Origin of the sequence: Streptomyces sp. NPDC007901, from assembly GCF_042959465.1 — a bacterium.
Lineage (GTDB): Bacteria > Actinomycetota > Actinomycetes > Streptomycetales > Streptomycetaceae > Streptomyces.
Genome location: NZ_JBIBKW010000003.1, coordinates 456828 through 476941 on the forward strand (window position 1 = coordinate 456828; position 20114 = coordinate 476941).

24 protein-coding genes and 1 pseudogene are annotated in these 20114 nt (G+C 70.4%); 17 read left to right on the forward strand and 8 right to left on the reverse strand.

The features are described 5' to 3' along the window. Window positions 1-88 precede the first annotated feature (88 nt). From ACFZDK_RS12345 to ACFZDK_RS12365, 5 genes are all read left to right on the forward strand, one after another. Window positions 89-349, forward strand: coding sequence for a hypothetical protein (locus ACFZDK_RS12345; RefSeq protein WP_390971952.1), 261 nt, complete (start codon window positions 89-91; stop codon window positions 347-349). A gap of 87 nt (window positions 350-436) precedes the next feature. Continuing rightward, window positions 437-763 carry a hypothetical protein gene (locus ACFZDK_RS12350; RefSeq protein WP_390971953.1) on the forward strand — a complete coding sequence of 109 codons (327 nt, stop codon included), beginning with the start codon at window positions 437-439 and terminating at the stop codon, window positions 761-763. Between the two features lie 171 nt (window positions 764-934). Continuing rightward, window positions 935-1363 (forward strand): DUF5994 family protein, encoded by a 429-nt coding sequence (locus tag ACFZDK_RS12355; RefSeq protein ID WP_390971954.1) that lies wholly within the window; start codon window positions 935-937, stop codon window positions 1361-1363. After that, window positions 1360-1485: a hypothetical protein gene (locus ACFZDK_RS12360; protein ID WP_390971955.1), complete on the forward strand. Its 126-nt coding sequence runs from the start codon at window positions 1360-1362 to the stop codon at window positions 1483-1485. The genes ACFZDK_RS12355 and ACFZDK_RS12360 overlap by 4 nt, the downstream gene beginning before the upstream one ends. Window positions 1486-2260: 775 nt before the next feature. Next, complete coding sequence (locus ACFZDK_RS12365; RefSeq protein ID WP_390971956.1) at window positions 2261-3832, forward strand: hypothetical protein; 1572 nt, start codon at window positions 2261-2263, stop codon at window positions 3830-3832. A gap of 252 nt (window positions 3833-4084) precedes the next feature. Here ACFZDK_RS12365 and ACFZDK_RS12370 read toward each other — a convergent pair whose 3' ends face one another. After that, the gene (locus ACFZDK_RS12370) at window positions 4085-4639 is read right to left on the reverse strand and encodes an ATP-binding protein (RefSeq protein WP_390971957.1); all 555 of its coding nucleotides are present in this window, start codon (window positions 4637-4639) and stop codon (window positions 4085-4087) included. Between the two features lie 184 nt (window positions 4640-4823). Here ACFZDK_RS12370 and ACFZDK_RS12375 point away from each other — a divergent pair, with 184 nt between their 5' ends. Further along, entirely contained in the window at window positions 4824-5423 is a 600-nt protein-coding gene (locus ACFZDK_RS12375; RefSeq protein ID WP_390971958.1) for a TetR family transcriptional regulator, read from the forward strand. 8 nt (window positions 5424-5431) lie between these two features. On the opposite strand, the gene ACFZDK_RS12380 is transcribed toward ACFZDK_RS12375, so the two are convergent. Next, on the reverse strand, window positions 5432-5680 hold the full coding sequence (locus ACFZDK_RS12380; protein WP_390971959.1) for a hypothetical protein: 249 nt from the start codon (window positions 5678-5680) through the stop codon (window positions 5432-5434). 350 nt (window positions 5681-6030) lie between these two features. Here ACFZDK_RS12380 and ACFZDK_RS12385 point away from each other — a divergent pair, with 350 nt between their 5' ends. Continuing rightward, window positions 6031-6348, forward strand: coding sequence for a hypothetical protein (locus ACFZDK_RS12385; RefSeq protein ID WP_390971960.1), 318 nt, complete (start codon window positions 6031-6033; stop codon window positions 6346-6348). A 333-nt stretch (window positions 6349-6681) separates the two neighbouring features. Here ACFZDK_RS12385 and ACFZDK_RS12390 read toward each other — a convergent pair whose 3' ends face one another. Further along, a complete protein-coding gene (locus ACFZDK_RS12390; protein WP_390971961.1) occupies window positions 6682-6843 on the reverse strand; it encodes a hypothetical protein in 162 nt (53 codons plus the stop codon). 532 nt (window positions 6844-7375) lie between these two features. On the opposite strand from ACFZDK_RS12390, the gene ACFZDK_RS12395 reads away from it, so the two are divergent. The 5 genes and pseudogenes from ACFZDK_RS12395 to ACFZDK_RS12415 all read left to right on the forward strand — a co-directional run bounded on the left by ACFZDK_RS12395 (window position 7376) and on the right by ACFZDK_RS12415 (window position 9918). Next, window positions 7376-7714: a MerR family transcriptional regulator gene (locus ACFZDK_RS12395; RefSeq protein ID WP_390971962.1), complete on the forward strand. Its 339-nt coding sequence runs from the start codon at window positions 7376-7378 to the stop codon at window positions 7712-7714. A 230-nt stretch (window positions 7715-7944) separates the two neighbouring features. Further along, window positions 7945-8151 carry a cold-shock protein gene (locus tag ACFZDK_RS12400; protein ID WP_181807290.1) on the forward strand — a complete coding sequence of 69 codons (207 nt, stop codon included), beginning with the start codon at window positions 7945-7947 and terminating at the stop codon, window positions 8149-8151. 321 nt (window positions 8152-8472) lie between these two features. Next, window positions 8473-9056, forward strand: a pseudogene (locus ACFZDK_RS12405) (DEAD/DEAH box helicase); the annotation flags it as partial. Window positions 9057-9231: 175 nt separating this feature from the next. Further along, window positions 9232-9570: a hypothetical protein gene (locus ACFZDK_RS12410; RefSeq protein ID WP_390971963.1), complete on the forward strand. Its 339-nt coding sequence runs from the start codon at window positions 9232-9234 to the stop codon at window positions 9568-9570. Window positions 9571-9630: 60 nt separating this feature from the next. After that, entirely contained in the window at window positions 9631-9918 is a 288-nt protein-coding gene (locus ACFZDK_RS12415) for an SCO5918 family protein (RefSeq protein ID WP_390971964.1), read from the forward strand. A gap of 578 nt (window positions 9919-10496) precedes the next feature. On the opposite strand, the gene ACFZDK_RS12420 is transcribed toward ACFZDK_RS12415, so the two are convergent. Genes ACFZDK_RS12420 through ACFZDK_RS12430 form a run of 3 tightly spaced genes read right to left on the reverse strand, consistent with a single transcriptional unit; the run spans window position 10497 to window position 12071 of the window. Beyond that, window positions 10497-10934: an arsenate reductase ArsC gene (locus ACFZDK_RS12420; RefSeq protein WP_390971965.1), complete on the reverse strand. Its 438-nt coding sequence runs from the start codon at window positions 10932-10934 to the stop codon at window positions 10497-10499. A 31-nt stretch (window positions 10935-10965) separates the two neighbouring features. Then, on the reverse strand, window positions 10966-11700 hold the full coding sequence (locus ACFZDK_RS12425; protein ID WP_390971966.1) for an aquaporin: 735 nt from the start codon (window positions 11698-11700) through the stop codon (window positions 10966-10968). Next, complete coding sequence (locus tag ACFZDK_RS12430) at window positions 11697-12071, reverse strand: metalloregulator ArsR/SmtB family transcription factor (protein WP_390971967.1); 375 nt, start codon at window positions 12069-12071, stop codon at window positions 11697-11699. The genes ACFZDK_RS12425 and ACFZDK_RS12430 overlap by 4 nt, the downstream gene beginning before the upstream one ends. A gap of 108 nt (window positions 12072-12179) precedes the next feature. Between ACFZDK_RS12430 and arsM the strand changes: the two genes are divergently transcribed. The 5 genes from arsM to ACFZDK_RS12455 all read left to right on the forward strand — a co-directional run bounded on the left by arsM (window position 12180) and on the right by ACFZDK_RS12455 (window position 17681). Then, entirely contained in the window at window positions 12180-12959 is a 780-nt protein-coding gene (gene arsM, locus ACFZDK_RS12435) for an arsenite methyltransferase (protein WP_390971968.1), read from the forward strand. 210 nt (window positions 12960-13169) lie between these two features. Next, entirely contained in the window at window positions 13170-15374 is a 2205-nt protein-coding gene (locus tag ACFZDK_RS12440) for an MMPL family transporter (RefSeq protein WP_390971969.1), read from the forward strand. Between the two features lie 5 nt (window positions 15375-15379). Beyond that, window positions 15380-16579 (forward strand): histidine kinase, encoded by a 1200-nt coding sequence (locus ACFZDK_RS12445; protein ID WP_390971970.1) that lies wholly within the window; start codon window positions 15380-15382, stop codon window positions 16577-16579. Then, window positions 16576-17244, forward strand: a complete 669-nt coding sequence (locus tag ACFZDK_RS12450; protein WP_390971971.1) for a response regulator — start codon at window positions 16576-16578, stop codon at window positions 17242-17244. The genes ACFZDK_RS12445 and ACFZDK_RS12450 overlap by 4 nt, the downstream gene beginning before the upstream one ends. Window positions 17245-17423: 179 nt before the next feature. Beyond that, window positions 17424-17681 carry a hypothetical protein gene (locus ACFZDK_RS12455; RefSeq protein WP_390971972.1) on the forward strand — a complete coding sequence of 86 codons (258 nt, stop codon included), beginning with the start codon at window positions 17424-17426 and terminating at the stop codon, window positions 17679-17681. Window positions 17682-17864: 183 nt separating this feature from the next. On the opposite strand, the gene ACFZDK_RS12460 is transcribed toward ACFZDK_RS12455, so the two are convergent. Together ACFZDK_RS12460 and ACFZDK_RS12465 are read right to left on the reverse strand one after the other, a co-directional pair. Next, window positions 17865-18671 carry a hypothetical protein gene (locus ACFZDK_RS12460; RefSeq protein WP_390971973.1) on the reverse strand — a complete coding sequence of 269 codons (807 nt, stop codon included), beginning with the start codon at window positions 18669-18671 and terminating at the stop codon, window positions 17865-17867. After that, window positions 18668-19936 carry a glycosyltransferase gene (locus ACFZDK_RS12465; protein ID WP_390971974.1) on the reverse strand — a complete coding sequence of 423 codons (1269 nt, stop codon included), beginning with the start codon at window positions 19934-19936 and terminating at the stop codon, window positions 18668-18670. The genes ACFZDK_RS12460 and ACFZDK_RS12465 overlap by 4 nt, the downstream gene beginning before the upstream one ends. Window positions 19937-20114: the final 178 nt, after the last annotated feature.

A 20114-nucleotide genomic window follows, 5' to 3' on the forward strand; every position in this document is an offset into this window, starting at 1 on the left:
ACGCGCCGCGGCAGCCTCCGCACCGTCTCCCGGTGGGGTCGGGCAGCGACGCGCCCCGGTCCTGCCCGTCGCCCGCCAGGAGGTCCGCATGAACTACGAGCCCGTGCCCTCCGAGAGCCACGCCGAGGTACGCATCGTCGCCTCGACCCCGGAGGTCGCCCGACGTGTGGCCGACGTCCTCCGTCGCTGCTTCGCCTCGACCGAGCAGCGCAGCTACCCCGCCGGACGTGGAGGAGGGACCAGGCTCCATCTCACCCTCGACACCGCCCGCACCGCGGAACCCGCACGGTCGTGGCTCGCGACCAGTGAGTCGACGGGGCACGCGCCGGCACACACCGATGAGGTGTGACCCGGGTCCGTGAGTCCAGGAAGGTCGTCCCGGCCGTCCCCACACGGCCGCCCACACCTCGGAGCAACACCTCGGAGAACGACAGACATGACGAAACTCCGCGAACGCAAGAACAACCGGAAGGCGGTCCTGCGATCCCTGTACGGGGCCGTGGAACACAACCGACCCGAGGTCAGCGGATCGGCGCTCCGCGCCGAGCTGGGCCTGCCCGACGAGGATCTCTCCGCCGCCTGCGTCTACCTGGCCGACGAGGGCCTGATCAACGTGGACTGGACCTCGCACCGGACCCCGGCCGCCGTCTCGCTGACACACGAGGGCATTCGCCTGATGGAGGAACGGGAGGAGGAGCGAGAGGAGCGAGAGACACAGGAGCAGGAGGATCGGCCCCGTCCGCACCTCCACGACCAGGAGTAGCCTGACCACACCGAGAGCTTTTCGCGCAGCGTGGTCGGCGGTGCCGTTCCCGGCGAGTGACGCAACGGGTGGCCGTTCCCATGGCGCCCGGGACGGGACCGCACGATGGGAACCAGCAGAACGCCGGGCGCAGGCGCGTCCGCTGCCGACGCGCACACGTATCGCATGCCCATGCCCCGCCTGACCCTCACCCGGGATGTCAGCCACGGCCCGCTGGACGGGGCATGGTGGCCGCGCAGCGACGCCCTGGAACTTGAACTGCCCTCGCTCGTCGGCACGTTGGAACCGGACCCGGACGCCGAGGTATGGGTCACCGTAGATCCCGCCGAATGGCCCGGCGCCCCGCACACGGTCATGGCGCCCGGCCGGGCGATCCCCGTGGAGCCGACTGGTCCCGGAGGCGAGGCACACGTCATCACCCTGGACTGCGGCACCGTGGGACGCTGGGTGCTGCTGGTGGTCCCGCCCGAGGAGTCCGCCGGAACGGCCACCGAGCTGCTGGCCGCGGTCGACGACCCCGAGAACCGGCTGACCGCCACGCGGATGCTGGCGCTCGCCCGCACCGGTCGTCTCGGGGGCACGGCAGGGGAGAAGGAATGAGGTTCGCGGCCCCGGTGGAGATGCGCCGGGCGCCGACCCGGCTCGGCCTCACCTGCCACGAAGCGCGCCCGGTTGCGCCGCTCCGGGAGACGCGAGACGACGAGGACACGTTCGGCTGGTGACGGTTTCGGGAGCCACCGCGATTCATGCGCCGCCCACGGTTGGAAAGCCGAGGATCTGGCACTCGGTCTGTGAGCGGGCCGGACACGTGAACCCGCTCCCGTAGAGGCTGCCGGTTCGGCAAGAAGCCGTGAGCCCCACGGGACCGGTACGGCCCGCTCCGCCCGGTTGTCGCCGCGAGGTGACCGGCGACAACCGGTGTGGGCCGGCCGAGCCGTACCCATAGCGCTCCACATGTGCGAGCGCAACCGTTCATGGGGCTGCGCACTGCCAGAACCAGCCCACGGCGTGCCCGTAAGAGCGGACTCCCACGGTCAACAGCGGTTTTGGTATGCCAGGCCGCGCGTCGCGACGGGAGTCAGCGGGCCCTGAAGCGGCGGTAGAGCTTGCGGGCCACGCACCCCCTCGGCCACCGTACCTGGCCCGGCCGGTCGCGGGTTCTACGGCGACCGGGCCGAAGGTGGGTGCGGCAGTCCCGTTCGTAGGTGGCGAGGGTGCTTCAGACCAAGCAGCCACGGGTGCCGAAGCCGCCCTCCACAATGGCCGCGAGGACTGCTGACCACCATCGGCGGCCTTTCACCGGTTCCGCCGCACGCCGTCGTGTCCGGGCGGTGAGCCGGTCTCGTTGCTGCTCATGGATAACGGCCATACCCCGGTGCCAAGACCACGTGATCTTTCTTTGTCACACCTTGATCGGGTGTATCTCCTGGCTTGAACTGCTCTGTGCGTGGCGCGCCTATGATGGGTGAACGTGGGGGATTCGAGGGGGAGTTGTTGATGGTGCGACGGAGATCGCTCGCTTTCGTCGGCGTGGCCGCGCTGGTACCGCTGGTCGCTTCGGCCGCCTCCGCGCAGGCGGCGTCGGGCTCGCTGACCGTCACCACGCTGGGGCGGCACGGCGGCAAGGTCGCGACGACGGTCACCGTCGTCGCCGTGCCGTCCGGTCAGACGTACAGCGTCAAGTCCGGCAAGCGGATCAGCCTGCCGGCGGGGCGCTACCTCGCGATGACCGACATCTACGAGAGCGCCACCGACGGTCTGGGCACCGACACCATCGGCGCGCAGGTCGTGAAGGTGTCGGGCAGCAAGTCGGTGACGCTCGACGCGCGCAAGGGCAAGGCCGTCAAGGTGTCACTCGACACGCCCGCCGACGTGACCGGCCCGCCGCGGATCAGCGCGCAGGTGTGCGCCGCCAGCATGGACATGCCCTCCGCCTTCAGTGCGGGCGGCTGGAACGACGAGGGATCCCTCTACGCCATCCCGAACTCCTCCAAGCTGCTTCAGTTCGGGTACCTCGCGCAGTGGTCGGGCGACGACAGCTATGTCGCCGTGAAGAAGACCACGGGCATCCCGGCGGCGCCCGGCGGGTCGTTCAAGCGGTCGGGGCTCGCGACGATGCGCTTCTCGGTGCGCAGCGGAACGGAGATGGGCACTCAGGTCGACACCGCGCTCCAGGCGGCGCCGAAGACCGACGACTGCACGACCGACCTGATGGCCCAGGTGCGCGACGACAACGCCCCTTACAGCGCCACCGTCCATCTGACTCCCGGGACCTGGCAGCCACGTGACGACATCGTCGGCAGCAACGGCGACGACGTCAGCGGCGGCTTCCCGAAACTCAGGACGGTGAAGGCGGGGCAGAGCCTCACCCAGTCCTTCGGCCGGGCCGCATGGGGCCCGATGCACAATCTGCCGTTGCTCGGGCAGAAGTCCGTGACCCTCTCTGCGGACGCCCTGATCGGCGACCTCGACATCGGCGGCGACTGGGGGGACACAACGAAGGAGACGGTGGTCCTGTCCAAGGGCAGCACCACCGTCAAGAAGCAGACCCTGACCGACTGGCGCATCGGGCCGGCCGAGTTCGACGCCCGCATCCGCTCCGCCGGCTGGTACCGGCTGACCGTCGACGCCCACCGTTACCGTCCGGGCATCACCTTCCCCGCCGGCATGCTGTCGCCGCGGGCCACCCTCGACTGGCACTTCAAGGTGGCCGACCCGGCCAAGGCGATCGTCGCGCCCGTCTTCCTGACCCGCTTCCTGCCCACCGGGCTGAACAGCCACAACCAGGCCGCGTCGAACAGCACCACGACGGTCGACGTGACGGCCGGGCGCGCCTCCCAGGGCCCCGACATCAAGCTCACCAAGGTGACCGCCAAGTCCGTCCGGGTCTGGTCGTCCGCCGACGGCGGCAAGACCTGGAAGGCGGCGACCGTCAGGCACTCCGGATCGGCCTGGCAGGCGACCGTCCACAACCCGGCATCCGGCGCCGTCGCCCTGCGCTCGGAGGTGACGGACTCCGCCGGGGACCGCTCGGTGGAGACGGTGTACCGGGCGTACGCCATCGGCTGAGGCCGTTGCCCCCTGAAGATCCGACGGGTCGGAGGGATCCCACCTCCCGGCCGCGCCCGACTCCTTTCCGGCATGTCCTCGCCTCCCGGGTGATCGCGTCGGCGCCCTGCTCACCGCTCGTCTCGTCCGCGCGTCGCCCCGCCGTCCACGTGTTCCCTGTTTTCCCGTGTGCCCCGTGTCGCCAGGAATCCGCGCCATCCGGCGGCGCGGGTGTGCCGCACTCGGAGCGCAAGGGCAAGGCCGCCACCGGCGTCACGGTTCCTGCGTACCGTGACGAGGGTCGTCGGCTTTCAACTCGAACCACATGGTCTTGCCGGTTGCGGTGCGAACGCTGCCCCAGGCGTCCGCGAGCAGGTCGAGGATTTCGATGCCCCGGCCGCCCTCCGCGTCCGGGTCGGCCGCGGTGCGTACGGGGCAGGCGGTCTCGGTGTCCTCGACCTCGCACAGCAGGCGGGCGTGACGCAGCTGCAGGTTGAGCCTGAGCGATCCGCGCGTGTGCCGCAGGGCGTTGGTGACCAGTTCGCTGACCAGCAGCTCAGCCGTGTCGGCGAGATCGCCGACGGCCCAGTCGTCCAGTTGCGCGGTCACCAGTCGTCGGGCCTGGCGCACGGAGGTCGGTTCCCGCCGCAGGGGCCAGGAGGCGTCCCAGGCCGTGGCCCGGCCGCGCGGCGCGTCCAGCGGTCGCAGCGGCGCGAGCATCCGGGACCACAGAGCCCACTGCCGGGCGAGCCGCGAGGGGGTGTCGGCCTCGGAAGACCCAGCTCCCCACGGAAAGACGATGCGGTAGCCGATGGCCCGGGTGGCCATGACGATCAGTCCCTTCTCTGGCGGCCGGACGGTCCGCCGCTGAACGCGCCGGGCATGCGCCGGGCTTTGCGCGTAGCAGTCGCTACATCTCACCCATATACGTAACCACTGCTACAGTAAAAACACGATAAAAGCCGCAATTCGGATGCGTGAGACGCCGGCCCGTACCCCCCTGAGAGCCCCCATGCCCCGTCGACCCGATCCGGCCAAGCGACGCGACCTTCTGGAGCGGGTCCGCGAGTACGTCATGCGCAACGGCCTCGCGGACCTGTCGCTGCGCCCGCTGGCCAAGGCCCTGGGCACCAGCGACCGCATGCTCCTGTACTACTTCGGCACCAAGGAACGCATGGTCGCCGAGGCCCTCGGCGTCTACGAGCGTCGGCCCTTCCTGCGCACCCGCGAGCTGCTGAAGACCGTGGGCCCGCCCACGGACCCCGCGGGCCTGCGCCGCCTCATGGAGGAGGTGTGGCAACAGTTCAGCGACCCCGGGGTACGCGCCGCGCTCCCCCTCTACCTCGAAATCATGAGCGCCAGCGTGCTGCACCCGGACCGCTACGGGCCCGTCATGCACGACGTCGTCACGGACTGGACGGCCCTGCTCACCTCGGTCTTCCATGACCTCGGCATGACACAGGACCACGCGCGGGCACAGGCCACCCTCCTGACCGGCGCCACCCTCGGCCTCGTGATCACCCCGCTGGCCAACGGCCGGTGGGACGAGACCCAGGAGGCCTTTCGTACCCTCCTCGACAGCCTGGAACCCGGATGGCACACCACGGCCTGAGGAAAGCCTCAGCGCGCGTGACCGCTCGAAGCAGGCGCAGGTCCCGCGTCCTTGATCGCGTCGTCCATACTGCGCGGCTCGGTGCGCGGCTGCTGGCCGAGCTTGTGGCGTTCGGTCGAGGAGCGCCGGTAGACCTCTTTGTGAGCCCGCATGATGTTGCCCAAGGGGGCGTGTTCGGCGGTGACCCGCCAGGGTGTGAAGGACAGGGCGTCCACCTCCGCCAGATTCTCCGGGCCGGAGATGTCCCGCTGTGGCAACCACAGGGTGGCGACCGTGGTCGGGTGACCGGGTTGCAGGAGATTCCGAACGGAGTGAAACCGCGGCCGGCGCCCCCGCCGTCGACACGAAGCCCCGCGCCGGGGCAGGCAGCACAGCGATCGCCGAGCCGTACGCGTCCTCCGCCGCCTCGACATCACCGCCCCCGCACCGAGCACCCGCCGCGGCGGCTTCTTCGCCTTCACCCACACGGACCGCCGCGCCGCCGTCACCAAGCCCCTCGGCCGGGCTCGGCGCCGAGACGACGAAGACGACGGCCCCTACGGGCAAGGCGGCGGCCCCGGACCCGGGCGAGACGGCCTCGACCTCGCCCGAATGGACGACGTTGACCGTGCGACATGACCAGCAGCTGATGCCGGGCGAGTCCTGGCAGACCAACCGGACGACCATGACGATGCAGACCGACGGCAACCTCGTCGTCTACGACGAGGACCACCACCGGCGCTGGTCCTCGGGCACCTCGGGCACCGGATACCGCGCCATCATGCAGGCCGACGGCAACCTCGTCGTCTACGACAAAGACACCTGGGGTGTCTGGAGCTCCGTGACTTCCGGGCACGACGGCGCCTATCTGTACTTCGGTACCGACGGCGACGTCAGCGTGGTCTACCAGGGCACCACCCTCTGGTCCGCCGGCACCCAGCACTGAACCGTCGCCGGTCGTCATGCTCCGGCACCAGCGGTCCCGCCCCCGTCCGTGAGCGTCCGCGGGAGTGGTGTATCGACGGCCACTCCGGCGCCCGCGGGGCCCGGCGCGATCAATCCGCTTCTCGGCGCCGCGGACGGTCATGACCAACAGCGCGCCGATGGTGGCCCTGGCCGCCCAGGGGTCCCCGCGTCGCATCCACAAGGAGTCGCACCAGGTCATCGACCTCGTGTCGATGTTCGCTTCCGTCACCCGGTGGTCGGCCCGCATCGAGTGCCATCGGCAGGGCGGCCGTGACCGCCGGCGACACCGCCGCCACAACACCGCTCACCGCCGTCAGGCCCCCGTACCGGGCCGGCGCCCGCACAGGACGGCGGCGCACGCCGGTAGGGCGGATCCGATCAGGACCGGACCGGCCGTGGTGGCGGCGAACGCGCCGCCGACGTAGTCGACCAGCCCGGACAGAAGCAGCACCACGACCGCCTGGAGCCGCGCCACCGCGCGCAGCCACGCCCACTGTCAGGGCGTTCGCCACGACTCCCGCCAGGACGACCGCCACAACGACCGCCACGACCATCGCCGGGACCTCGGGCCGGGAGGGCAGCCGGGGTGTCGGTCGAAAGGCGTCGTTCGCCCGGTGACAGTGACCGTCACACCCGTCCGTCACGCCGAGGAGCAACACGCCATGGGCGGCATCGACTTCGAGATCGGTAACCCGCCGGGTGACAAAGCGCCTCGGGAGACGTCGTGGAGGACGGCCATGGGCGCAGGTACCTGCTGGTCCTGCCACCGCAGGCGACCGGGCGGGCCGTCGCATTGCTCGTCGCCGCCGCCGGTCCGACACCGGAACCGTGCCACTCCGCGAGCCGAGTGCGGCCCGAGGGCGGAGAGGAAGTCTGTCATGGCGAGCCCACATCTCCATGCATGCCGGAGTTAGGGTTGCCGCACGACGAGGACGGTGCCGGATCCTTCGGAGACCGGTGCCTGGCTCACCGGGGTCCCTCGCCGCGTCTCCGAAAACGAAGGTGCCATGCCCGCTGAGAACGCCCCTGCCTCCGGCAACCTCGACGACGACGACTGTCCCGCTCACACCATGGGGCGGGCCGCCGACGTTCTTGGCGCCAACCCCGCCTTCCTCCGGGCCGTCGGCGAGGCCGCGCTGATCACCCCCCTGTGCTCGGACGGCGGGCACCGCCGTTACTCCCGCCGCCAGTCGCGTGTCGCCGTCCGCGCCCGTGAGCTGGTCGACCAGGGCACTCCCATCGAGGCCGCGTGCCGCATCGTCTCTCTCGAGAACCAGCTCGACGACGCCCTCCGGCTGAACCGGGAAATACGTCGGCAGCTGGACGAGCGCGGCGCAGATACCTAGTCTCGCCACCACAGAAATACGCACCGGAGCGGGATGAGAATTATCGGACGCCCCCCAAAAGGCGCCTGACCTTTTCCCTCCGGCCTGTGTTAACGTGATAGCAGTTGCAGTTTTGGTTGCCAGGGATTTCTCTTTGCAGAGCTCTCCGGTATCTTTCCGGAGAGGTGATCATCGCGGCGACTCGACTCCGCAAAGTGCGGGGTCCGGCACTGCTCCAAGGGAGATTCAATATGGCATCTGGCACCGTGAAGTGGTTCAACGCGGAAAAGGGCTTCGGCTTCATCGAGCAGGACGGCGGCGGCGCTGACGTCTTCGCCCACTACTCGAACATCATCAGCAACGGCGGTTTCCGCGAGCTTCGGGAAGGCCAGAAGGTCAGCTTCGACGTCACGCAGGGCCAGAAGGGCCCGCAGGCCGAGAACATCGTCGCCGCCTGACACTGACGCGAATCGTCGCGAGCCAGTGGTTCGCGCATCACGGACTGGGGACCGCACTCTTGGGGTGCGGGCCCCAGTCCGTGTATTCTGCCTGCTTTTCGAAGTTTCCGGACCGTGGGAAACTCCGGCTTCAGCACAGGAAAGACCGGCTCTTCGCGCTTTTTTCTTCGGCATTCTTGCGAATCCTTGTGCGGCCATTGCTGCCGAACGGAATTCCTCGATACGCCGCATCGAGGAAGGTTCCGCCATGAACCGCCCCGTCGTACCGGCGACGTTTCCGGCAGCCGCTTCCGCACGCAGGGGGCAAGCCTCCAGGGCCCCCGTCCGGGCACCGGACGAACGGCCGGCCCGGGCGCCCGCCCCATCCCGCGCCGGCAGCCGCTCGCCCCGGTCCTCGTGCCGCCCGTGAACTGGCCCAGCAGGTCATGGACGCGCTCGCGCCGTACGCGCGTGCCCTGCGCCGGCGGCTCGCCACCGTGGTGGGCGGCGTGTCGATCGGCCGTCAGGCGAGCGCGCTGCGCGGCGGCGCGGAGGTCGTCGTCGCCACGCCGGGACGCGACCCACGTCGCCGGCCTCGACCTCGTCGTGAACGTCGACCCTCCCGGCGACCACAAGGACTACCTCCACCGCGGCGGCCGTACGGCACGCGCCGGCGAGTCCGGCACGGTCGTCACCCTCGTCCTCCCGCACCAGCGTCGCGCGGTCGACCGCTTGATGGCCGATGCCGGCATCGCTCCGCGTACCGTCCGGATCCGCCCGGGCGAGGCCGAACTGCAGCGCATCACCGGCGCCCGGCCCCCTCCGGCGTGCCCGTGGCCCTCGCCGCATCCGTCGACGGACGACGCGAGGGCAAAGGATCCGCAGGACGGCATCGCCGGGGCAGCGTGGCCGCCCGGGGCCGTCGGCCTGCTCGGGAGAACCATCCATGGCCCGAATCCGGGGATGCGCTCCCTGCGGCCGGAACGGGCTGTCGTCCGTCCTGCCCGCCCCGACGACGAGGAGAAGCCCTTGACGCCGTTTCCGCCCCGAACGCAGCAGGCCGACAACACCCACGGCACCGGTCTGACCGCCCGTGACGCCATGCTGCACGCTCCGGGACCGCAGGTCGACGACCACATGGCGGTCGACGTGGCCCTGTCCGTGCTCATCGGAGCTCGTGTCCCGCACCTCCTCCTCCAGGACGAGGACGGGCGGTGCACGGGGCTGGTCACCCGGGCCCAGCTCGCCGCGCACCGCGGCGGCTCGTGGTTCAGCGACCGGACGCGGCTGCGGGACATCCCGCTCGACCGTGGACCGTTCACCCCGTCCATGGCCGAACTCGGCAAGGCGCAAGCCGCCATGCGGGGCCGGACCCTGGACGTGTCCCCCGTGGTCGACGAGCACGGCTACGCCCTGGGCGTGCTCGCGCTCACCCCCTGATCGCCGTCGCGCGGTCGGACTTCTCCGGCCTTCTTCTTCCCCACCCCTGTGGAGGCATCCATGCGCTGTGTCATCGCCCGCTTCCCCTTCGACCTGACCAAAGGGGAGGTCGAACAGTCCATGAGCGGCATCACGCCCGAACCCGTCACCGGCGTGTCCGTGACCATCGACCGTCGCCCCTACCCCGTGATGCAGGTCGGAGAAGTGATCACCAGGCAGAACCGCCGGGACTTCACGGTGGCCGAGATGCGCCGGGCACTGACCCGGCTCGGCTTCACCTGCCACGATGCGCCCCCGGTCGCGCCGCCCCGGTACGCGCAGGACGACGAGGACGCGCTCGGCTGGTGAGGCACTCGAGGGTGCAGCAGATGACGCGTCCTTTGTGGGTTGGAACAGCGAAGGATCTGGCACCCGGATCGTGGTGGGCCGCACGCGCTGTCCGCGTCCTGTAGGGCCGATGGTTCGGCAATGAGCCGTGAGCCGCACCCGGCAGTCCCGCACGTGTGCGAACGCGACCGCGCGTGGCCGCACGGCTCCAGAACCGCCGACAACCACGCGGCAGGGCCCGCGCGCGCCGCCGCACCACGCTCACCGATGCCGCCGTGCCCTCCAGGAAGGAGAGTATCTCTGCAGGTCAGCTCCTATATGCCGGGCCAAGCGCCGTCGCTTCCCAAGCTGAGAGCGCGAGTTCGATTCTCGTCACCCGCTCCACCAGAAGTCGGGCGCTCTCCGCGCGGCAGCGGCCCGAGCCTTGCGGACGGTGGCGTCCAGCCCGGCGGCGGCCTCCTCCTGCCGCTCGTCGCCGGAGCGCCCGCCACGCCGGCTCGCCGCATGCCGCAGGGCGAGCCGCCGGGGGCGGCTGCGAGGCGCGGCAGGTCGTCACGACGTCGAGGGTGAATCTTCCACCCGACTCGAAGGCCAAGGTCTCACCGGCGCTGCCGCAGCCCCCTTCGGGTCGGCGCGATTTCGGTGATCAGGCCCTCGACCAGGGCCCTGATCTCGTCCCGGATCGGGCGCACTGCCTCGACTCCCTGGCCGGCCGGGTCGTCGAGCTTCCAGTCGAGGTACCGCTTGCCGGGGAAGACCGGGCAGGTGTCGCCGCAGCCCATGGTGATGACGACGTCCGATGCCAGGACCGCCTCGGTGGTCAGGATCTTGGGGGTCTCGGCGGAGATGTCGATGCCGACCTCGTTCATCGCCTGCGCGACGGCGGGGTTGACGGTGTCGGCGGGGGCGGATCCGGCGGAGCGGACCTCGACGCGGTCGCCCGCGAGATGAGTCAGGAAGGCGGCGGCCATCTGGGAGCGGCCGGCGTTGTGGACGCAGACGAACAGTACGGACGGGCGCTGGACGGCAGAACTCATGGGCAGGGGCTTTCTCGGGGGAACGGGCTGGTCAGGAGGTGGTGGCTGCCGGTTCGCCGTGCGGGACGGCGACCGGGTCCGGTGCGGGGGCGGGGCGGCCGTGGACCGCTGCGACGGCCCCCAGGCCCAGCACGGCTCCGAGCGCCTGGGCGCCAACGAAGGGGGCGACGGAGGCGGGGGCGATCCCGGCGAAGGCGTCCGTGAAGGCGCGGCCGACGGTCACCGCCGGGTTCGCGAACGAGGTGGACGAGGTGAACCAGTAGGCGGCCCCGATGTAGGAGGCCACGGCAGCCGGGGCGAGCGTGGCACGGCCGATCCGGTTCAGGCCGAGGATCAGCAGGATCAGTCCGGCCGTGGCGACGACCTCGCCCAGCAACAGGTGGCCGGAGGAACGGTCGTGGGTGGAGAACTCGACCAGAGGTTCGGCGAACATGGCGTTGGCCAGGAGCGCGCCGGTGACGGCACCGGCGATCTGGGCGGGCACGTACGCGATGACGTCCCGCAGGGTGAGACCGTGCGGATCACGGCGGCCGTTGAACCATGTTGTGAGGGTGACGGCGGGGTTGAAGTGCGCGCCGGAGACGGGCCCGAGCAGGGTGATCAGCACGCCCAGGCCGAAGACGGTGGCCAGCGAGTTGGCGAGCAGTTGTACGCCGATGTCGTGGGAGAGCTCCGTCGCCTGTATGCCCGAGCCCACCACCACGGTCACCAGCAGTCCGGTCCCGATCGCCTCGGCAGCGATTCGGCGGCCGAGCGGCGCGTTCACGCGTCGGCTCCTGCGGTCCGCGTCGCAGTCAGGAACGCTGCGAGCCTTTCCAGGACGCCGGGCAGCACCCAGTAGTACACCCAGGTCCCGCGCCGCTCGCAGTCGATGAGCCCGGCCTGCCGCAGCAGCTTGAGGTGGTGGGAGATCGTCGGCTGGGACAGGTCGAAAGCGGGGGTCAGCTCGCACACGCAGACCTCGCCTCCCTCCCCGCGCGAGGCGATCATCGACATCAGCCGCAGCCGCACCGGATCGCCCAGCGCCTTGAAGACCTTCGCCAGGTCGGCTGCCAGGTCCTCGTCCAGCGGCGAGGTCGTCAGTCCCGGGCAGCAGGCCGGGTCCTGGTCCAGCACCTCAAGCTCTTGTTTCGACATGCTTCTATGTTGACGTTCTTCGATCCAGGGCGCAAGGTTGCATCAATGAACGTCAATACAAGCCGTTCCGGGGCGCTGTGATTCCCCGTCTCACCCAGGAGTGACGTCATGAGCGAGCAGTCCACCGAGCTGCGCGAAACAGTCCGGCAGCGGTATGCCGCAGCCGCCGTGCAGGTGACCGAGGGCGGCACCGCCTGTTGCGGGCCGCAGCCGGTCGAGGTAGACGAGAACTTCGGCTCCACGCTCTACGCCGATGACGAGCGCGCTGTTCTGCCCGCCGAAGCGGTCGCCGCCTCCCTCGGCTGCGGAAACCCCACTGCCGTGGCCGAACTCCGCGAGGGCGAACGGGTCCTGGACCTCGGATCCGGTGGCGGCATCGACGTCCTGCTCTCCGCCCGCCGCGTCGGTCCCACGGGCAGGGCGTACGGGCTGGACATGACCGAGGAGATGCTCGCCCTGGCCGTCGCCAACGCGAAGAAGGCGGGCGCGACCAACGTCGAGTTCCTCAAGGGCACCATCGAGGCGATCCCGCTCCCCGCGAACACGATCGACGTGGTCATCTCGAATTGCGTGATCAACCTGTCCGTCGACAAGCCCGCCGTCTTCGCCGAGATCTTCCGCGTGCTGAGGCCCGGCGGCCGCGTCGGCGTCTCGGACGTCGTCGCCGACGACACCCTCACCGCCGGACAGCGGGCCGAGCGCGGGGACTACGTCGGCTGCATCGCCGGCGCCCTGTCCTTCGCCGAGTACCGCGAGGGCCTGACGGCCGCCGGCTTCACGGACATCGAGATCACCCCGACGCACCCGGTCGCCGACGGCATGCACTCCGCCATCGTCCGCGCGGCCAAGCCCTCCGGCGTCGCCTGGGCGAGCACCTCGACGCGGTAACCGCCTTGTCACCCCCTTGCAGTTTCGGCGGGCACGGAGCGGACAACCACGGTCAACAGTGGCTCCTCCGGCCCTGGCGCCCAGCACCGTGTGATTCGCGCAGGGCAGCCCGCGGGAGCCTGGTGGGGTTCGTGTCCACCGATCGGTGGACGTGAAGTTCAACTTGATACCTCTGTCAGCCAACTGTGCTGGCCAGCAAGGCTGTTGGGCATGAATTCAATCACTGTGCGCATGGCGCGTTGGAGTGCTCGGCACCCCTGGCGGGCCATCGTCGGCTGGCTCGTGTTCGTGGTGCTGTGCCTGGGGATCGGCAGTGCCGTCGGCACACACAGCGCGACGACGGCCGACTACCGGGTCGGCGAGGCCGGCCGGGCGGAGGCGATGGCCGCAGAGGGGCACCTGGAGCGGAGGTCCACCGAGCAGGTGCTGATCTCCGCTCGGACACGGTCGGGGCCTGTCGACCGGGCCGCGGCCGGAGCCGCCGCGAGAGACCTGACCACCCGGATGCGGCGGCTGCCCGAGGTCGCGGGCGTGGCCCACCCGCAGCTCTCCCAGGATCGCCGGATCCTCATGGTCGAGGTGGCCCTGAAGGGCGAGGAGCGGGACGCGAAGGACAAGGTCGACGCGCTGGTGGAGCAGACCGAGGCCGTGGGGAAGTCGTATCCGGGGCTGCTGCTGGAGGAGACCGGGAGTCCCTCCATCAGCAAGGGAGTCGATCAGCAGCGCGGCGACGACCTGGCGCTCTCGGAGAAGATCACGCTCCCCATCACCCTGATCACCCTGTTGGTCGTCTTCGGGTCCGTGACCATGGCGGGAGTGCCGCTGCTGCTCGCGCTGTCGTCGATCGCGGCGGCCGTCGGGCTGTCGATGGTGGCGTCACACCTCTCCCCGGACGCGGGGGTCGGCACGAACGTCATCCTGATGATCGGCCTCGCGGTCGGCGTCGACTACACCCTCTTCTACCTCAAGCGGGAGCGGGAGGAGCGTGCCCGCGCGGGCGGCCGGCTGAGTTCCGAGGCGCTGGTGGAGCTGGCCGCGGCGACCTCCGGCCGGGCGGTGGTGATGTCCGGACTCGCGGTCGTGGCCTCCACCGCCACGCTGTATCTCGCCGCCGACGTCATCTTCTCCTCGCTGGCCACCGGGACGATCGTGGTCGTTCTGGTCGCGGTGGCCAGTTCACTGACGGCGCTGCCCGCGCTGCTGGTCAAGCTCGGGAAGCGGGAGGAGCGCAGGGCGCGGCGCCGCAGCGAAAGGGGAAAGCTTGCTCGCCGGACGCGGGACGGCGACGGTGGCCGCGTGTGGGCCGCGCTGTTGCGGCCGGCGAGCAGGCACCCCCTGGCCACCCTGTGCGTCTCCGTTCTCGCCCTGCTCGCACTCGTCACCCCGCTGGCCGGACTGAAGATCACGGAGATGAGCCGGGACACGCACTCCCGGGACATCCCCGCGATGCGCGTGTACGACCGGCTCAACGCGGCGTTCCCGGACCAACGCGTCACGCACCAGGTCGTCGTACGAGCAGACGCCGCGCGCTCCGGACAGGTCGCCGCCGCTCTGCGCGAACTGACTGGGCGCGCCGACGCCGACCCGCTGTTCGCCGGTGCCTCACGCATCCGGACCTCCACCGACCACCGGATCAGCACGCTCGAACTGAAGGTGCCGTACCTGGGCAATTCCGAGCAGGCGTACGACTCCCTCGACCACCTGCGTCGGGACTACCTGCCCGCGACCGTGGGCCGGGTCGCCGGGGCGGAGTTCGGAGTGAGCGGTGACGTCGCCCGGTACACCGACTATCCCGCGCACCAGAACAGCAAACTCCCGCTGGTTCTCGGGGCGTTGCTGCTCGTGACCTTCGTGATGACCGCGTACGCCTTCCGCTCGGTGGTGCTGGGACTGATCGGTGTCGTGCTGAACCTGCTGTCCGCGGCGGCGGCGCTCGGACTGCTCGTCCTGGTCTTCCAGGGATCATGGGCCGAGCGGCTGTTGGACTTCCACTCCACCGGCTCGATCGGATCGCGCGTACCGCTGTTCCTCTTCGTGATCCTCTTCGGGCTCTCGATGGACTACCAGGTGTTCGTGGTGAGCAGGATCCGGGAGGCCGTGCTCGCGGGCGTGCCGACGCGGCAGGCCGTGCTCGACGGGATCCGCCGGTCGGCGAGCGTGGTGACGAGTGCGGCGGTGGTCATGACGACCGTCTTCGTGAGCTTCGTCTTCCTGCACATCATCGAGATGAAGCAGATCGGCTTCGTCCTCGCGGCGGCCGTGCTGCTCGACGCCTTCATCGTCCGGATCATGGTCCTGCCGTCGGTGATGCTGCTGCTCGGGGACGTGAGCTGGTGGCCCTCGCGGGCGGCGGGGCGGACAGCGGCGGCCTCGGCTGAAATCGCCGACGGCCGATCGGTGGTCGACGTACGTTGATGGGCATGACCGCTCTCGCCGACCCCTTGGCCGACGCCTTCTGGGCCACGTCGCTGCGCCGGTGGAACACGGTGTGCTGGGCGCTGTTCGGTGCGATGGCCGTCGGGCTGGTGACGACGGCTCCGGCCGGCGGGAGCAAGTACAAGGCGCTGGCGCTGCTCGGCTGCGTGGTGCTGTGCTACGCGGTCCTCGACCGGTTCCCGGGGAATCCTGTCGTACGCCCGCACGTCTACCTCTCGGTGCTCGTGCTCGCACTCGGCGGGCTGGCGTATCTCGGGAGCAGTTATGCGGCGCTGTTCATGGTGACGCTGCCGCACTACTGGATGTTCGGGCGAAGCCCGAGGACCTCGATGGGGTTCCTCGGGTTCGCCACCGGTGCCACGCTGGCCGGCAGTCTGGTCCGGCAGGGCTGGTCGGCGGAGTTCTTCGGCGAGACGCTGGTGTCCACCCTGATCGTGGTCGCCGTGGGCGTGCTGATCGGCCTGTGGGCGCACTCGGTCGTCGCACAGAGCAACGAACGGGCGCGCCTGATCGAGGAGTTGGAGCAGACGCAGGCACGATTGTCCGAGGCTCACCAGCGACAGGGCGCGGCGGACGAACGGGAACGCATCGCACGCGACATCCACGACACGCTCGCGCAGGGCTTCGCCTCGATCATCGTGCTCGCCGAGGCGGCACGGGCGGGCATGTCCGAAGATCCGGCACGCAGTGCCCAGCAGCTCCGGTCGATCGAGTTCACCGCTCGCGAGAACCTCACCGAGGCCCGGGAGCTGGTCGGTTCGGCGAGCCAGCCGGGTCCCGGCCGGGTGGCGGCCGGTTCGGTGGCGCAGACTCTGCGCCGTACGCTGGACCGCTTCGCGGAGGACACCGGGCTTGCCGTGGACGCCGACCTGGCAGACCTCGAGTGCGACCAGCAGACCCGGATCGCACTGCTGCGCTGCACTCAGGAGTCCCTGGCCAACGTGCGCAAACACGCGCGCGCGTCCACGGTCGGCGTGGTGCTGGTCCGGCGTCCGTACGGAGTGGAGCTGGAGATCACCGACGACGGAACCGGGTTCGTGACGGCGGAATCAACAGGCTTCGGGCTCGACGGCATGCGCAAACGACTGGCGGAACTGGGCGGGAGGCTCACGGTGACGAGTTCGGTGGGCGACGGGACGCGGATTCTGGCGACGATCCCCACGACGGACGAGGTGGAGGCATGAGCGAGGGGGCCTTGCGCATCGTCGTGGTGGACGATCACGCCGTGATGCGCGCCGGAGTCGTCGCTCTGCTCGCCGGCGAGAACAGTATCGAGATCGTCGGTGAGGCGGGTGACGGGCGTGCGGCGCTCGAACTGGTGGAACGGTTCGACCCCGATGTCGCGCTGGTCGATCTGCGGATGCCCGTTCTGGACGGGGTGGCGACGACGACCGAGATCGTCGCCCGGTATCCGCGCACCCGGGTCCTGATCCTGACGACGTACGACACGGACGCGGAGATCGAACGCGGGGTGGAGGCCGGAGCCATCGGCTATCTGCTCAAGGACACCACGCGAGAGCAGCTGGTCGACGCGATCCGCGCGGCGGCGCGCGGTGAGACGGTGCTCGCTCCCCGGGTCGCCGAGAAGCTGGTGGCGCGTATGCGCCGGCCGGCCCAGGAACCGCTGACCGATCGCGAGACCGATGTCCTCGACGCGGTGGCCGACGGCCTCACCAATGCCGAGATCGGCAGACGCCTGGTCATCGCCGAGGCCACGGTGAAGACGCATCTGCTGCGCCTGTTCGCCAAGCTCGACGTGAACGACCGTACGAGGGCGGTCGTGGTGGCGATGGAAAGAGGGCTCCTGCCACGGCCTGAGTCCCGATCTCCGAGGCGGACGTTCGATTGAGGGCGACGCCGCCGGCGGTTCACGGAGCGACCGCCCATGGCCGGTATGCCTGAGCATCCGCGAAGTGCCGGGGGCGGCAGGTGTATTGCCGGGGTTCTCCGGCCGCTTTCAGCCCCTCAGGCGCGCGAAGATCGGGCACGCGCCACCGTTACCGTCCGGGCATCACCTTCCCCGCCGGCATGCTGTCGCCGCGGGCCACCCTCGACTGGCACTTCAAGGTGGCCGACCCGGCCAAGGCGATCGTCGCGCCCGTCTTCCTGACCCGCTTCCTGCCCACCGGGCTGAACAGCCACAACCGGGCCGCTGCGAGCAGCACCACGACGGTCGACGTGAGTGCCGGGCGTGGCTCCCAGGGTCCCGACACGAAGCTCACCAAGGTGACGGCGGCGACCGTCAAGCACTCCGGATCGGCCTGGCAGGCGACCGTGGCCCCTTAGTGGCTGGATGGCCCGACGGCCCGGAGGAATCCCACCTCCGGGCCGCGCCCGACTGACGAACTCGGCTGCAAGGCCGTCTCGTCGGCCGACCCCCCTTTCCGGCCGGCCAACCACGGTTGACAGCGGCGCGAACCTGCCCCTGAGGGCGGCATTTCGGAGCACACGCGCCCAGGTCGGAAGAGCTCAGTCGGCCTGCGTCACCTCGACCGAGAGGTCGTTGTCCACCGTGTAGTACGGCCGCACCACGGCGCCCCCGACATCGACCGACGGGTAGACGAAGACCTCCTTGCGGTCCGCCACGTCGTCGAGGAGGCGGGCGACGCGGATGAACGGAGTCTCGGGGGCGGGCCGGACGAAGACGTCCCAGACGCCGCCCCGGGAGCCCGTGGCCTCGGCCAACTCCTCGTGGGTGATCGTGAAGGAGAAGGCGCGGTCCTCGTGTCCGGGCCGTGGCCGCAGTGTCCGTACCGTGCCGCCGCTCCCGCGCAGGCGCAGCTGCACCGTGGCTCCGCTCCGGAGGGACGCGCCGTGCAGGCGTGCGGTCACCGTCGTCGAGCGGTCCGTGACGTCGATACCAGCGGCCTCCGCGTGGGCGGGGCGCAGCCAGGCCCGGACCGTGAGATGGCCGTCCTTGGTGACGTAGGGGACGCGCACGGCCAGCGGGGAGGGCCGGTCGCGGAGGTGTCCGTCGACGAGGGCCCGCAGATCGCGCAGCCCCGGGCGCAGCCGCGCGCGCCGCGCCCCTGGTTCGCCGAGCAGATAGACATCCCAGCGGCCTTCCGCGAGGACGGGTTCCGGGCCCAGGACGGCGCGTCGGCGACCGTCCGCGGCCGACTCCAGATCGAGGACGTGCAGGACCTTCTCGGGCTGCCCCTTCTTCGGACGCAGCCGCAACAGCACCTGCTCGCCCTCGGTCGGTCCTGGCGGCAGGTCGAAGGTGATCCGGCCTGCGGCGTCGACCGTGCAGTCCACGCGTGGTTCGGTACTCACCGCTGCCCCCTTCGCAGGGCACGTCGCCGCATGTCGTCGGCCGCGGAGTACGCGGCGTCGCGGGCGGCGAAGCCGTGGCCGGACAGGACACGGTGCACGCGGGTGCGTTCTCGTACGACCCGGTGGCCGGCCCTGCGCGCCGAGACCGCCTCGGAGATCAGTTGCTCGGCCTGCGCGACAACCGGCCCGGGAGCGAACCGGCGCGCGTTCTCCAGGGCCGCCCGGCCCGCGCGGTGGCGCCGCTCGTCGTCACGGACGAGTTCCAGCAGGGCCGCACCCAGGGCCTTTCGGTCCCCGACGGGCACAAGCCGGCCGTCGACGCCGTCCGCGATGATCTCGCCGGGGCCGTACGGGCAGTCCGTGCTCACCACCGGCAGTCCGCAGCGCATCGCCTCGACGATCGTCATGCCGAACGGCTCGAAGTCGGACGATGCCGCACCGATCGACCCCTTGACCCACTCCGCCTCCATCGGTGTCGCCGCACCCATCAGGAAAACGTTGTCCCACAGGCCGAGTTCCGAGATGAGCCGCCGTAGCCGGTCGCGCTCCTCGCCCTTGCCGTAGATGCGCAGCCGCCAGTCGGGGTGCTCGGCGGCGACGGCGGCGAACGCCTCGATGAGCAGGTCGTAGCGCTTGATCGGGACCAGCCGGCCCGCCGCGACGACCACCTTCGACGTACCGTCCGCGGCGGGCAGCGCGGGATCCGGCACGCTGTTCGGGAGGGCCCGTACCCGTATGCCGGGCAGCCGCATCTTGCGCCGGTAGGCGGCGGCGTCCGCCTCCGTCACCGTGGTGACCACGTCGAGCCCGCGGTAGGCGCGGCGCAGCGCCGTCCGCAGCTGGGGCGGGTGGTTGTCCAGGGTGAGGTGCTCCTGCCCGATACGGGCGACGTGCCGCGGAGCCTGGAGTGCGAGGTGCACGTTCAGTCCGGGCCGGGTCCCGATCACCGCGTCGGCGTCGATGCCGGCCAGGCACTCGCCGATGCGCCGGTCGGTCAACTCGCTGTACTGCCTGTACCGGTACTCGGCGCGTGGGAACACCTGGGCCGGTCTGAGATGTGACGCGTGCTCGTTCTCGTGCCGGAGGTCGACCAACGGCCGCAGTCGCACCCGCGGGTCCAGGTCGAGGTTCGGGCGCTCCCGGTGACGCAGTACCGAGACGATCTCCACCTCGTGCCGTTCGGCCAGTGCCTGGGCCAGGTTGAAGGTGGTGGTGATGGTCCCTCCGATTCCGTAGGCGTTGTGCAGCAGGAATGAGATCTTCATGATGGACTGGACTGCGGCAACACCCGCACGGTTGCCTCCTGTTACCACTTCGTATGGGTCTTCGTAACTTTCCGGCACCTCTCGGCGGGGGAGCACCGGGCCACATGCTGACGTTCACGCACGATCAGCGCACGCTCCAGGGGGAGGCAAGCCGATGAGAGCGGTACCCCGGATCTGC

Bases quoted from the DNA above. Each gene is read 5' to 3' on its own strand.
- arsM (WP_390971968.1), top strand. From the start codon at position 12,180: ATGAGCGAGCAGTCCACCGAGCTGCGCGAAACAGTCCGGCAGCGGTAT.
- ACFZDK_RS12455 (WP_390971972.1), top strand. From the start codon at position 17,424: ATGCTGTCGCCGCGGGCCACCCTCGACTGGCACTTCAAGGTGGCCGAC.
- ACFZDK_RS12375 (WP_390971958.1), top strand. From the start codon at position 4,824: ATGCCCCGTCGACCCGATCCGGCCAAGCGACGCGACCTTCTGGAGCGG.
- ACFZDK_RS12350 (WP_390971953.1), top strand. From the start codon at position 437: ATGACGAAACTCCGCGAACGCAAGAACAACCGGAAGGCGGTCCTGCGA.
- ACFZDK_RS12415 (WP_390971964.1), top strand. From the start codon at position 9,631: ATGCGCTGTGTCATCGCCCGCTTCCCCTTCGACCTGACCAAAGGGGAG.
- ACFZDK_RS12420 (WP_390971965.1), bottom strand. From the start codon at position 10,934: ATGAGTTCTGCCGTCCAGCGCCCGTCCGTACTGTTCGTCTGCGTCCAC.
- ACFZDK_RS12365 (WP_390971956.1), top strand. From the start codon at position 2,261: ATGGTGCGACGGAGATCGCTCGCTTTCGTCGGCGTGGCCGCGCTGGTA.
- ACFZDK_RS12360 (WP_390971955.1), top strand. From the start codon at position 1,360: ATGAGGTTCGCGGCCCCGGTGGAGATGCGCCGGGCGCCGACCCGGCTC.
- ACFZDK_RS12370 (WP_390971957.1), bottom strand. From the start codon at position 4,639: ATGGCCACCCGGGCCATCGGCTACCGCATCGTCTTTCCGTGGGGAGCT.
- ACFZDK_RS12465 (WP_390971974.1), bottom strand. From the start codon at position 19,936: ATGAAGATCTCATTCCTGCTGCACAACGCCTACGGAATCGGAGGGACC.
- ACFZDK_RS12440 (WP_390971969.1), top strand. From the start codon at position 13,170: ATGAATTCAATCACTGTGCGCATGGCGCGTTGGAGTGCTCGGCACCCC.
- ACFZDK_RS12430 (WP_390971967.1), bottom strand. From the start codon at position 12,071: ATGTCGAAACAAGAGCTTGAGGTGCTGGACCAGGACCCGGCCTGCTGC.
- ACFZDK_RS12355 (WP_390971954.1), top strand. From the start codon at position 935: ATGCCCCGCCTGACCCTCACCCGGGATGTCAGCCACGGCCCGCTGGAC.
- ACFZDK_RS12395 (WP_390971962.1), top strand. From the start codon at position 7,376: ATGCCCGCTGAGAACGCCCCTGCCTCCGGCAACCTCGACGACGACGAC.
- ACFZDK_RS12410 (WP_390971963.1), top strand. From the start codon at position 9,232: ATGCTGCACGCTCCGGGACCGCAGGTCGACGACCACATGGCGGTCGAC.
- ACFZDK_RS12400 (WP_181807290.1), top strand. From the start codon at position 7,945: ATGGCATCTGGCACCGTGAAGTGGTTCAACGCGGAAAAGGGCTTCGGC.
- ACFZDK_RS12450 (WP_390971971.1), top strand. From the start codon at position 16,576: ATGAGCGAGGGGGCCTTGCGCATCGTCGTGGTGGACGATCACGCCGTG.
- ACFZDK_RS12345 (WP_390971952.1), top strand. From the start codon at position 89: ATGAACTACGAGCCCGTGCCCTCCGAGAGCCACGCCGAGGTACGCATC.
- ACFZDK_RS12445 (WP_390971970.1), top strand. From the start codon at position 15,380: ATGACCGCTCTCGCCGACCCCTTGGCCGACGCCTTCTGGGCCACGTCG.